Below are 12,194 nucleotides of genomic sequence, written 5' to 3'. Positions count from 1 at the left end.
GCCACCTGCTTCTACGGGACATCTAGCGTGCGGAGCCCGCGCCGGTCCGCGCGGGCTTCGGCTGCCTCGTCCGGATCCCGGTCGTCGTGCGCTTGCGCGTGCGGGGCTCCCCGAGGGGCCGCTCCCTGCTCCGGTCACGGGTGAAGGAGATCGTCGCGGCGGACGCGAGGAGGGCGATCAGGCCGATGGCGACGGTGGCACGGCTTCTCTGGAGGCTCTGGCGCTGCGGCCCCATGACGGCGCCGATCGGCTCCCAGTCGATCATCAGTTTGCCGGTGGCGCCCACGGAGGTCTGCAGGCTCTTCACCTTCTCGGTCAGCATGGCGAGCGCCTGGTTGAGGGTGTCGATCGACTTCTTGGGATCGCTGGAGAGCGCCTGCAGGGTGGCGTACGGCTGGCCGTAGACGGGGAGCTCCTCGTTGCCCCAGTGCGCGACGTCGTAGTGGAAGGCGGCGGTGCCCCCCCGGCGCCGCAGTTCGTCTATGGTGGCCGGGTTGTCGAAATAGTGGGCGATGGTCAGCGCCATGTAGATGTGGTTGTCGGTGAAGGTGTCTGACGCTTTGGCGTCGTTCGTCTCGGTTGCGAACGCGACAGTGACAGAACTCTGGTAAATAGGTGACCAGTATCTAACCCACAGTGCCGAACAGGCGGCGAGTAGAAGGATTAGCGCCAGGCCGCAGCACCGTATGACCAATCGCCGTCGCACCGAAACATCGTGGCATAGGCCTGTGAAGTTTTGGGACGGGCCTAGCGAAAAAGGCATGTAGGGGAAACACTTGATGGCGATGACAACGAGGCGGGGCTCTCGCGCGTCCTTACCTTCGCGGCCCGGTAGGGTGGCACGCGTGGCCGGGCGGGCAGGGGTGAAGGGGCACTATGGACCTGCTTGATTCGTTGCGAGCGCTGCTCAGACGATGGCCGGTGACTTTGACCATGTTCATCGTCACGGTCGCGGCAACGGTGGGGGGGCTGTTCGCCATTCCCTGGCAGTACGAATCAAACGCCACCGTCGTCTTCCTATCCTCCAGGAAGAGCTCCGAGCCTGTGGGAGGCAACCCCTGGCTGGCGTTCGACAGCTCCCTGACCATCACGGCCGAGGTCATCTCGCGGGGCATGAGCGACGAGCGCACGACGGAGATGCTCAAGCAGGAGGGCAACACGGCGGACTACACGGTGGGTCTGGCGCAGGACTCCCAGGGGCCGCTTCTCCAGATCACCTCCACGGCTCCCAACCCCAAGATCGCCCAGTCGACGATGGACCGGCTCGCCTCGCTCAGCCAGTCTCGCCTGACCGACATGCAGCGGAAGTCGGCCATCGTGCCGGATGCCACGATCCGGGCCGAACTGGTCACCTCCACCGACATGGCCGAGCTCACCCCCGAGAAGAAGATCAGGATGCTTGTGATCATCTTCGCCGGCGGGATGTTGCTGACCCTCGGTGTGCCGCTGTTCCTGGAGTCGCTGGCGCAGAAGCGCAGGAGAGCCGGGCAGACGGACCAGACGGACCAGACGGCGGCGGTCAGGCCGGGGCATCCCTCCCCGGCCGTCTCGTCGTACCCGTCCCGCTCTTCCCGTCCAGCCGGCGGCGCCCTCGCTCGTTCCTCAGGTCCCTCGCGCGGCAGGCCGTCTGCACGCAAGCCCATCGAAGCGCCGGAGCCGCGCGGCTACGAGGAGGGGTACACCGCGCCGTTGCCCGTCATCAAGGCGCACGAGGATCTCTACGTCTGGTCGGACGACGAGAAGGACAGGGCCCGGGACGCCTCCTCGTCCCGATCGGGTGACGGGGCGGGCAGAAAGGGCAAGCCGGAGGATCAGGTGAGGCGCCAGTCCGAGACCGAGCGCCCGTCGTCGGGCGGCGGGCCCGAGGACGAGCCGACCGTGATCTTCGACCCCACCAGGCCAGGTCGGTGACGACCACGTCGGAGGAGGTTCGCGCCTCCCCTCGCCGGCCGTTGTCCCGCCGGTCCAGGGCGAGGATGAACGCCGACCCGGTGACGATTCTGTCGTTCTTCCTGGTCATCCTGTTCGTCATGCCGGCCCGCTACGTCGTCGGCCCGTTGGGGGGAGCGGGCTCACCGGCGTCCATGGTCGCCGTGCTGCTGCTGGTGTGGTACCTGCTGTCCACGTTGTCTCCTCGGTGGACGCCTATCCGCGACCGGCAGCCGGTGCGTGCGGTCATCGTCTTCTTCTGCCTGACCGTCCTCGCGAGTTACGTGGCGGGCATGACCCGGCCGGTCTCGTCCGACGAGCTGAACGCCGCCGACCTCGGGCTCGTGCTGGTCGCCGGATGGGCAGGGATCGCCCTGGTCACCGCGGACGGCGTTTCCACCATGGACCGGCTGGAGACGCTGCGGCAGCGCATCGTCCTGGGCGCCACCTTCCCCGCCATCGTGGCGATGTTCCAGTTCTTCACCGGCATGGAGCTCACGCAGTACCTCGCGCTGCCCGGCCTGCAGGAGAACGGGTCGTCGGTGCTCTTCGAGCGTGAGGGATTCTTCCGGCCGGCGGGGACCGCCACCCATCCCATCGAGCTCGGCGTCGTTCTCGCCGCCGTGCTGCCGCTCGCGCTCCACGGCGCCATCTACTGCCGCGTTCCGCAGCAACGCCGCTGGCGCTGGGTGTCGGTCGCGCTCATCGGAAGCGTGCTGCCGATGAGCGTGTCGCGGTCCGCCATTCTGGGCCTGTTCGTCGCCATGGTGGTGCTGTTGCCCACCTGGCGGCCCGAGTGGCGGCTGCGCGCGGTGCTGATCTTCGGATTCGCCTCGATCATCATGCGCCTGCTCATCCCCGGGCTCATCGGCACCGTGATGAACCTCATCTCCGTGATCGGGTCGGACGAGAACTCCACCACACGCACCGGTGACTACGACGCCGTCGTCCAGGCGGTATCGCAACGCCCGCTGTTCGGGCAGGGATTCGCGACCTATCTGCCGCGTGTCTACCGGGTCATCGACAACCAGTACCTCATGTCGGCGCTGGAGACCGGCCTGGTGGGCCTGGTCGGGCTGCTGGTCTTCCTCGCCTCCGGCTGGCTCCTGGCCCGGGGCGCAAGACGCGTCGCGACCGACGAGGAGACCCGCCACCTCGCCCAGTGCTTCGCCGCATCCATGGCGGTCGCGGTTTTCGGCTTCGGCACCTTCGACGCCTTCAGCTTCCCGATGATCACCAACTTGATGTTTCTGATCCTCGGATGTTGTGGCGCGTTGTGGCGGTTGCAGACCCAGGTGAGCCGCGTGACGGCCGAGCCGGTCATCTGACGGCGCGGCCACGGGAACCGCGAGCACCCGGCCGGCCCTCCGCTGCGGCACGGGGACGCCGGGCCGCAGCGGCGAGTGCCCTCCGGTGGCCCGGTCCCCGTGCTTGGCTCCCCGTGCTCGGCTGTCAGAGCCGGCGGAGCACCTCATCGAGGGTTTCCGCGACCTGCTCCTGCTGGCCGGCGGTCAGGTGGGGGTGCATCGGAAGCGAGAGGATCTCTCCGGCGGCCGCCTCCGCCACAGGGAAGTCACCGGGACCATGGCCGAGGTCGCGGAAGGCGGGCTGGAGGTGGACCGGTACCGGATAGTGGATCTGCGCCTGGACCCCGGCCTCCTGGAGCCCTGCGAGGACCTTGTCCCGCTCGGGCACCCGGATGACGTAGAGGTGCCACACGTGCAGGTTGCCCGGCGCGGTGGCCGGCAGCCGCACCCCGGCGATCCCGGACAGCAGCTTTCCGTACCGGTCGGCCGCCGCACGGCGCGCCTCGTTCCAGTCGGCCAGGCGCTTCAGCTTGGCCCGCAGCACGACCGCCTGCAGGGTGTCCAGCCTCGAGTTGAAGCCCAGCGTCTCGTGCCGGTACTTCACCTCGCTGCCGTGGCTGCTGAGCAGCCGTACGGCGCGTGCCAGCTCCGCCGAGCCGGTGAGCACGGCTCCCGCCTCGCCGTACGCGCCGATGTTCTTGCCCGGGTAGAAACTCGTCGAGGCCAGGCCGACCGGCGGCCGGCCCTCCTGGGCGGAGCCCTGGGACTGCGCGGCGTCCTCCATCACGACCAGGCCCCGGCGCTCGGCGAGCTCGTAGAGCGCCCCCATCGCGGCCTGCTGGCCGTAGAGGTGCACGGGGATGACCGCGGAGGTGTCCGGGCCGACGGCCGCGGCGGCCGCCGCCGGATCGAGCAGCAGGTGGTCGTCACAGTCGGCGAGCACCGGCCGCAGACCGGCCCGGACCACGGCCTCGGCCGTCGCCACGAACGTGTTGGCGGGAAGGACAACCTCGCTGCCCGCGGGGACGCCCGCGGCGCGCAGGGCGAGCTCGATGGCGTCGGTGCCGTTGCCCACCCCGACGCAGTGCGGCACCCCGGAGAACTGGGCGAACTCCTCCTCGAAGGCCGCGACATCGGGCCCCTGGACGAACGCCGTGTCCCGCAGGACCCGGTCGAAGCCCTGGAGGATCTCATCGGCCACCTCCGCGTGGGCGGCCCGCAGATCGACAAAGGGAATCAAGTCTGTGCTCCGTGGATGACTGTTGCTGGGCGGATGAAACGGGCGGGAACTCCCGCCCACACCTCTTCGGATGGCACGTCGTGGGTGACGACGGAGCCCATGCCGACGAGGGCGTAGGAACCGATCGTGCGGGTCTCCCGTACGAGGGCGCCGGAACCGAGATAGGCGCCCGGCTCGACGAGCACGCCGCCTGCCAGCCGCACGCCGGCCGCCAGCGTGGCGAAGTCCCCGACCACGTCGTCATGGGTGAGCGTGACATGAGGCATGACGGTGACGTGCGCGCCGACGGAGACCGCGGCGGTCAGCACTGTCTGCGCCATCACCACCGATCCCCGTCCGATCGACGAGGTGCGGGACACGTGCGCGCCGGGGTGGACGAGGGTCGCGTACCGCTCCGGAGGCAGGCCGAGCCGCGCGACGATGCGCGCCCGGCTGGCGTAGTCGCGCGGGCTTCCCGTGCAGACCACGATCATCGCGTCGTCCCACGCGGCCGCCTCGTCGACGCCCGCGAGGACGGGTACGCCGTCGACCGCGGTGCCGTGCTTGGCGGGGTCGTCGTCGAGATGCCCGAGCAGTTCCCATGTGGGGGACACGTCGTTGACGGCATGGACGAGTTGTGCGGTCTCCCGGGCGAAGCCGCCCGCCCCGACGATGAGTAGCGGGGTCATCACGCCTCCCTCACGCTGCGCAGGACGTTCCGGTTGCGGTAGCCGTACAGCGCCACCGCTCCGACGCCCACCGCGCCCGCGGCGGCCAGCGCGAGGAGGTCGACGGAGATCATGCGTACGGCCAGCGTGCTGGCCGCGAACACCGCGAGGGCGGTGAGCACACCCGGCAGGAACCTGCCGAGCAGATTCACGGTGGCGACGCCGGTGCGGGCGACCTGAACGATGTAGGCGGGGATGACCACGGCGGCCGACACCGCGACGAGCGCGATGGGAGCCCCCGTCAACCCGCCGATCTGGATGCCCGTGTACACGGCCGGCGCCGCCGCGCACAGCCACAGCACCTGGATGCCGAAGACCGCCCGAGAGCGTTCCAGCACCACCAGGTAGTCGTACATCAGCTCTGACAGGATGCGCAGGCTCGCGAAGACGCCGAGCCATACGAGCACCTCGGCGGCGGGCTCCCACTGCGGGCCGTACACGAACCGGATCAGCGCGGGCGCGCTCCCGCTGAGGAGCAGGCACACCGGCGCGGTGAGCCCGACCAGCAGGCCCGCCGTGGTGAGGAAGGCGCGGTTCAACGCGGGCCGGTCGTGCTGGAGACGGGCGAAAGCGGCCGGGGCCACCGCCCGCACCGGCTGGGAGAACACGGTGATCGGCCAGCCGGACAGGTTGAACGCGATCCCGTAGAAGCCGAGAGCGACCGCGCCGAGCAGATGGCCGACCAGGATCTGGTCGACGTAGCCCGCGGCGAAGACCACAAGCGACGAGCCGGCCAGCGGGATGCCGAAGCGCAGCAGCCGCCGGGCGACCTCGCGGTCGAACCCGAAGCGCAGCCGGTGGGGGGCGAACACCACGCAGAGCGAGCCCCCGGCCAGGGATCCGCACAGGCGCCCCACGGCCAGACTCATGGCTCCCAGACCGAGCAGCGCGAGGCTGAGGGACACCACCGCGCCGGTCCAATTGTCGACCTGGTCCACGATGGCCTTGCGGCCCTGCATGAACTCCCGCTGCATGAGCGCCGCCGAGGTGGAGACGACGCCGTTGATCAGCACGCTCAGCCCGAGCACCCGCACCGGGCCTGTCGCCGCGGGGTTGCCCATGGCGTCGGCGAACGCCGGTGCGGCGATCATCACGAGGCCGCAGACGACCAGGCTCGACACCGTCGCCATCGTGGTGACCGTGGGGATGATCTTCCGGGGGTCGTCGGGCCAGCGGACCACCGCGAGGCTGACCCCGAGCTCGTTCATGCTGAGCATGGCCAGCAACGCCACGAGGGCTACCGCGTAGGTGCCGAACTCGAGCGGCCCGAGCACCCGGGCCAGCACGATGCCGATGGCCATCGTGCCGAACCGGGCGCTGATGGTGCTGAGCACGCTCCAGCCCACGGCTCTGCCGGCGCGTGCTTTGAGTGAGGGGTCGCCCGGCTCCGTGGACGTGGGCGGGGATTCGGTCACCCGCGCTCCTTGGCGACCGCGTTGAAATCGTCGCGCGAGTGCGTGCCGCGCAACCGCTGGTAACGGCGGCGCAGTTTGTAGGCGGCCACACCCTGGGCGACGCCGAACGAGTCCCCGGCCGACGGCGGCTCGGTGAGCGCCTGCTCGTAGATGTCCAGCTGGACTCGAGCGGCGCTTTCCAGGCTGAAACGCTCCACTACCAGGTTCCGGCCGTGCTCGCCCAGTGTGCGGCGGAGCTCCGCGTCGCCGTACAACCTGCGGACGGCCGCCTCGAACCTGGCCGGGCCCTCCTCCCGGCCGTCGCCCAGGCCGTACCAGCCCTGGGCGAGGAAGAACGGCTCGCTGTCGGGGGTGAGCAGCTCGAAGAAACCGTGCTCACCCTGGACGATCAGCGGTTTGGCGAACGCCAGGGAGCGCAGGGCCGAGCCGCCCATGCCGAGGCAGACCGTCGCGGCGGCGTAGGCGGGGCGCGGGTCGGCGAGCTCGCCGGTGAGCACCACCACGCGACGGCCCGCCGCGGCGTTGGCTGCTGCGGCGTGCTCCTCGACCTGCGCGCGGGCGGTGCCGTCGCCCACGATCGTCAGCCGCAGGTCGAGTTCGGCCGCGAGCCTGCCCACCGAGTCGATCGCGGTGAGGATGCCTTCCAGCTTCAGCTCGGGCACCAGCCGGCAGACCACCACGATGTCCAGAGGCCCGGGCGTCAGGCCGTACTTGTCCCGGAACTCGCCGACGGGATGGTCCGGCGCGTTGGCCACGACGTCCACGGGCGGCTCGATCAGATGGATCCTGCGGAACCGGGAGAGGTTGCGTTGCTGGATCTCCTTCGTGCCGACCACCATGGCCAGGGACGGCGGCAGGAACGGCGCGACCACCAGCGACATGACGGTGCACACGGCGGCGACCGGCCGCCCGGCCCCCGGCGCGCCGGACCCGCGCAGCGCCGTGTAGAACGCCTCCACACCGGGCGGCCACTCGTAGCCGTGCACCACGTCGAGCCCCCGCGACTCCACGAGGGAGTGCAGCAGGCGGATCGTGCTCCGCGACGGCCGCCGCCGGTTGAGGTCCAGCTCGTGGTGTTCGAGCCCCAACGCTTTGACGGTGTCGACGAGAGGTCCCGGCTCGCTGGCCACGAGCACCTCGTGGCCGAGTCTCTGTACGGCCGCCGCCAGTTCGACGGCGTTGAGCTGGCTGCCGCCCACCTCCATCGAGTGGGGGTAGACGAGGATGCGACGTGTCATCGGGTGCGCACCGGTCTTCCGGCCGCGGCGGCGTGCATCACCTCGGACACATGGTCCTGCTCGGCCTCGGTCATGGTGTGGAACAGCGGCAGGATGAGCGAGTTGGCGGTCAGCCACTCGGTGGCGGGAAGCTCGGCGTCGGACATGTCCGCGTAGGCCGGCTCCAGGTGGGCGGCCATGATCCCGCGCCGCGCGGACACGCCGTGCTCGGAGAGGAACGCCATCAGCTCGTCGCGGCCCAGCGGGAAGTCGTCCGGCAGCGCCACCCAGAAGGACTGGTAGTTCGTCCGGCCGTGATCGGGATCGGCGACCATGCGCAACCCCGGGATGTCCCCCAGCAGCGCGTGGTAACGGCTCGCGAGGGCGCGTCTGCGCTCCACCAGTTCGTCCAGCCGGCCCAGCTGGACCAGCCCCACCGCCGCCTGGAGGTCGGTCATCCGGTAGTTGAATCCCACCTCGAGGTACTGCTCGGGAGTGGTGATGCCCCCGGCGTGCCGGTCCGCGGCGCTGACGCTCATGCCGTGCTCCCGCAGCCGGCGTGCGCGTGCCGCCATCTCGGCGTCCGCCAGGGTGATCATGCCGCCCTCGCCCGTGGTGAGGAGCTTGCGCGGGTGGAACGACCAGGCGGCGAGCGGGGAGTCGGCGCCCACCGGGCGGTCCTTGTAGAACGATCCAGCGGCGCACGCGGCGTCCTCGACGATCGTCAGGCCGGGGTGCGCCGTGCGGACCTCGTCGACGTCGGCGGGCACCCCCGCCTGGTGGACGAGGATGACCGCGCGGGTACGCGGGGACAGGACGGCCTCGATGGTCTTGGCGGTCAGGTTGCCGGTCGCCGGGTCGATGTCGGCGAACACCGGGTCGGCGCCCGCGTGCCGCACCACGTTGGCCGTGGCGATGAACGACAACGACGGCACCACGACCTCGTCGCCCGGGCCGATCCCCGCCACCACCAGGGACAGGTGCAGCGCCGTCGTGCAGGAGGAGACGGCCACGCCGTGCCCCGCCTGGACCCGGTCGGCGAAGCCGCGTTCGAACTCGGCCACACGAGGCCCCTGGGCGACCCAGCCCGAAGAGATCACCTCGGCCACCGCCGCCTGCTCTTCGGGTCCGAGCCACGGCCGCATCACCGGGATCATCGCCCGGCCACCTCCTTCGACGTCTGTGACGCCATGTCGATGTCGAGCAGGTCCGCGATCATGCGGACCCGCTCGCTCCAATCATGAAGTGTTGCGAGCGCCCGGCGGCGGCCCACCAGCGTGGTGGTCCGCGCCGTCGCCAGTTCGGTCCGCACGGCCTCGGCGAACGCCCGCGGGCCCTCCCCGGCGGCAACCGTACGGACCAGGTCTCCGGCGTCCAGCCAGCGGGTCGCCGGCAGGTCCGTGGAGACCACCCCTCGCCCGGCCGCGAGGTACTCCAGCGTCTTCAGGGGGAAGCTCGCCCGGTTGAAGGCGCTGTCCGTGTACGGCGTCAGTCCTGTGTCGATCACCCGCAGGTAGGACGGCAGGGCGTCGTAGGGCTTGGCGCCCACCCAGTGCACGCCTGGACGGCTCACAAGCGCGGGGAAACGCTCCGGCTCATAGCGCGGCGCCCGCGGGCCGACCAGTACCAGCGGGTGCCCGGCGTCGGCGACGGCCTCCAGCAGGGCGATGTCGATCCGCCCGTTGATGTGGCCGACGAAGCCTGCCACCGGGGCGTCCGCGAGTTCTGCGGGCAGATCCTCCGGCCACGGTGCGGTGTCCACGCCGAGGTAGGCGCCGCTGTCGCAACCATTGGGCACCAGCGTGGCCTCGCGTCCCATCGAGCGGGCCCGTTCCACCAGGTCCGGCGAGACGACCGCGAGCCGGTCGGCCCGCCTCACCATGCGGGACTCGGTCCGGGCGAGCTGCCCGGGAGCCATGCCGATGAGCGACGCACCGGCGGTCAGGTCGTCGGTCACGTAACGGAGTGTGCGTGCCCCCGGTACGGCCCCCAGGACGTCGAGGCTGCCTGAGGCGATCACCGAGGTGACCTGGCGCCCGAGCCGCCGTGCCGCCCGCCGGACGGCCCGGCGGGCGAGCGCCGCGGTGACCCGGTCCGCACCCGGCCGGTAACCACCGGGGGGAGCGACGGGGGTGAGCCGCCACAGTCCGTCCCGGACGGGGGTGAGCCCGGCGCCCCATCGGTCGCCGGGCGCCCGCCTGAGCATCGACCGCGGCGGGTCGACGTACAGGACGTCCGTCAGTTCGCTGAGCCGGTCCGTCACCTGCTGGTCGGTGCCCCTGACCCCGTCGTAGGCGGTGCCCCCCGCGTAGACGAGCAGCCCGTTCACCGATCCCTCGCGGCGTCCTTCTCGGCGCGCCACCACGCCACCAGGCGGCGCAGGCCCTCCTCGAGGTCGACCTCCGCCTTCCAGTCGAGCCTCTCGGCGGCGGCGCTCACGTCGGCCAGACGCCGGGTCACGTTCGTGGCCGCGCGCGCCGGGCCGTACTCGATGCCGAGGTCGGAGGCGCCCATGACCGACATCAGGGCCTCGGCCAGGCCGACCAGGCTCGTCTCCGTGCCGCTGGCGATGTTGAAGACCTCGTCGGTGGCGTCGCCGGCCGCCGCCAGCAGGTTGGCGCGCGCGATGTCCTCGGTGTAGACGAAGTCCATGGTCTGCAGGCCGTCGCCCAGGATCAGCGGCGGCGTGCCGGCGTCGATCCGTTCCATCCAGCGGATCAGCACCTCGGTGTACACGCCGTGGATGTCCATCCGGGGGCCGTACACGTTGAAGTAGCGCAGGGCCACGTAGTCGAGGCCCCGCATGGCGTGGAAACTGCGCAGCAGGCCCTCGTTGAACGCCTTGGCGGCGCCGTACAGGGTGTCGTTGCCGTAGGGGTGGTGGTCCTCGCGCGTCGGGAACGTGGTCGCCAGGCCGTACACGGACGCGGTGGACGCCGTGACGAACTTGCGCACCCCGGCGTCGGCCGCCGCTTCCACGACCTCGTAGGTGCCGTCGACCAGCACCTCCATGGCCAGACGCGGCTCTTCGACACACTGCGTGATGCGGATGGCGGCCTGGTGGAACACCAGGTCCATGCCCTGCATGAGCGAGCGCACGAGCGCGGTGTCGCGGATGTCGCCCTCGACGACGCGCAGGCGGGCCGAGCCGGAGGCTGCGGCCTCCGCGGCGGCGAGGTTGGCCCGGCGGCCCCGGACGAAGTTGTCGAGCACGACCACCTCTCCGGCGCCCGCGGCGAGCAGTTGGTCCACGATGGTGGAGCCGATCGTGCCCGCGCCTCCGGTCACCAGGCAGCGGCTGTCTTTAATCATCGGATGGGGCCCCCAAGGTCGATTCGTTGTCCGTCATTTTGGATGCTTTGCCCCGCGGCTTCCAGGAGTGCGAGCACCCGGAGGCCCGACCTGCCGTCGGTGAGCGGCGCCCGTCGCTCCTTGATCGACGCCGCGAACTCGCTCATCACGCCGCGCAGGGCTTCTCGTTCGGGAAGTGCGGGTACGACGACGTCACCGGTTCGATAGGAGATGAGCGCCGCGCGGCGTTCGTCCGCACCCGCGGTCGACAGGTCGACCCCCCGGTCGTACACCGCGAGGCGCTGGGCCGGGTTGACGTCGTCCCACACGATCGTGCGGCGCGAACCGCCGATCACGGTCGTACGGATCTTCGTAGGGCTGAGCCAATTGACGTGGACGTGCGCGATGGCCCCTGACGACAGCCAGAGGGTCAGGTAGGCCAGGCACGGCCGTCCGGCTCCGATCGGGTCGGAGCTGTGCGCGGCCACCGCGAGCGGGCTGACGCCCTCGGGCAGCACGAAGTCGAGGATCGACAGGTCGTGCGGCGCGAGGTCCCACAGCACGTCGACGTCCGGCTGGATCAGACCGAGGTTGATGCGGACCGAGTCGACGAACTGCACGTCGCCCAGCTCGCCGGAGGCGATCAGGTCCCTGATCCGGCGTACCACCGGCGTGTAGCAGAAGGTGTGGTCGAGCATGAGCACGCGGTCCTTCTCCTCCGCGAGCGCGACGAGCTTGGCGCCCTCCGCGTACGTCGGAGTGAGCGGCTTCTCCACCAGCACGTGCTTGCCCGCGTTGAGTGCCGCCTGGACGAGGTCGAAGTGGGTGCGGGCGGGAGTGGCGATGGCGACCGCGTCCACCGCCGGATCCGCCAGCACCTGCTCCACCGACGTCGTCGGCCTCACCGTCGTGTAACGGCCGAGCACCGCCTTCGCCCTGTCCTCATCGAGGTCGCAGAGCCATTCCAGACGCAGCTCCGGAGTGGCCATCGCGTTGCGCACGAGGTTAGGGCCCCAGTAACCCGCACCGATGACGGCAAGGCCGATCGACGTCACGTGGGTTCCTTTCGTGGTGATCAGAGGGGTGAG

Annotated in this window: 11 protein-coding genes; 2 read left to right on the top strand and 9 right to left on the bottom strand. The window is 70.6% G+C overall.

Going from position 1 to position 12,194, the window contains the following annotated elements; translation table 11 throughout:
- Positions 1-22: 22 nt before the first annotated feature.
- The gene (locus tag Pth03_RS09505) at positions 23-526 is read right to left on the bottom strand and encodes a hypothetical protein (protein ID WP_203943794.1); all 504 of its coding nucleotides are present in this window, start codon (positions 524-526) and stop codon (positions 23-25) included.
- Positions 527-876: 350 nt separating this feature from the next.
- On the opposite strand from Pth03_RS09505, the gene Pth03_RS09500 reads away from it, so the two are divergent.
- The gene (locus Pth03_RS09500) at positions 877-1,911 is read left to right on the top strand and encodes a YveK family protein (RefSeq protein WP_203943793.1); all 1,035 of its coding nucleotides are present in this window, start codon (positions 877-879) and stop codon (positions 1,909-1,911) included.
- Positions 1,908-3,257: an O-antigen ligase family protein gene (locus tag Pth03_RS09495; protein ID WP_203943792.1), complete on the top strand. Its 1,350-nt coding sequence runs from the start codon at positions 1,908-1,910 to the stop codon at positions 3,255-3,257. The genes Pth03_RS09500 and Pth03_RS09495 overlap by 4 nt, the downstream gene beginning before the upstream one ends.
- A 124-nt stretch (positions 3,258-3,381) precedes the next feature.
- Here Pth03_RS09495 and Pth03_RS09490 read toward each other — a convergent pair whose 3' ends face one another.
- From Pth03_RS09490 to Pth03_RS09455, 8 genes are read right to left on the bottom strand one after another with little or no spacing between them, the layout of a single operon-like run.
- On the bottom strand, positions 3,382-4,476 hold the full coding sequence (locus tag Pth03_RS09490) for a DegT/DnrJ/EryC1/StrS family aminotransferase (RefSeq protein ID WP_203943791.1): 1,095 nt from the start codon (positions 4,474-4,476) through the stop codon (positions 3,382-3,384).
- Positions 4,473-5,144 (bottom strand): acetyltransferase, encoded by a 672-nt coding sequence (locus Pth03_RS09485; RefSeq protein WP_203943790.1) that lies wholly within the window; start codon positions 5,142-5,144, stop codon positions 4,473-4,475. The genes Pth03_RS09490 and Pth03_RS09485 overlap by 4 nt, the downstream gene beginning before the upstream one ends.
- Positions 5,144-6,598, bottom strand: a complete 1,455-nt coding sequence (locus tag Pth03_RS09480; protein WP_203943789.1) for an oligosaccharide flippase family protein — start codon at positions 6,596-6,598, stop codon at positions 5,144-5,146. Before Pth03_RS09480 ends, Pth03_RS09485 begins: the two co-directional genes overlap by 1 nt.
- Complete coding sequence (locus Pth03_RS09475; protein WP_203943788.1) at positions 6,595-7,836, bottom strand: glycosyltransferase family 4 protein; 1,242 nt, start codon at positions 7,834-7,836, stop codon at positions 6,595-6,597. The genes Pth03_RS09480 and Pth03_RS09475 overlap by 4 nt, the downstream gene beginning before the upstream one ends.
- Entirely contained in the window at positions 7,833-8,972 is a 1,140-nt protein-coding gene (locus Pth03_RS09470; protein ID WP_203943787.1) for a DegT/DnrJ/EryC1/StrS family aminotransferase, read from the bottom strand. The genes Pth03_RS09475 and Pth03_RS09470 overlap by 4 nt, the downstream gene beginning before the upstream one ends.
- Positions 8,969-10,177 (bottom strand): glycosyltransferase, encoded by a 1,209-nt coding sequence (locus Pth03_RS09465; RefSeq protein ID WP_203943786.1) that lies wholly within the window; start codon positions 10,175-10,177, stop codon positions 8,969-8,971. Before Pth03_RS09465 ends, Pth03_RS09470 begins: the two co-directional genes overlap by 4 nt.
- Positions 10,141-11,127, bottom strand: a complete 987-nt coding sequence (locus tag Pth03_RS09460) for an NAD-dependent epimerase/dehydratase family protein (protein WP_203943785.1) — start codon at positions 11,125-11,127, stop codon at positions 10,141-10,143. Before Pth03_RS09460 ends, Pth03_RS09465 begins: the two co-directional genes overlap by 37 nt.
- Positions 11,124-12,161 carry a Gfo/Idh/MocA family protein gene (locus Pth03_RS09455; RefSeq protein WP_203943784.1) on the bottom strand — a complete coding sequence of 346 codons (1,038 nt, stop codon included), beginning with the start codon at positions 12,159-12,161 and terminating at the stop codon, positions 11,124-11,126. The genes Pth03_RS09460 and Pth03_RS09455 overlap by 4 nt, the downstream gene beginning before the upstream one ends.
- Between the last annotated feature and the right edge of the window lie 33 nt (positions 12,162-12,194).

The sequence above is a fragment of the Planotetraspora thailandica genome (assembly GCF_016863335.1).
In the GTDB taxonomy this organism is placed as follows: Bacteria; Actinomycetota; Actinomycetes; order Streptosporangiales; family Streptosporangiaceae; genus Planotetraspora; species Planotetraspora thailandica.
The sequence above is the reverse complement of the archived record's forward strand: the minus strand, read 5'-3'. Positions and strand labels throughout refer to the sequence as shown.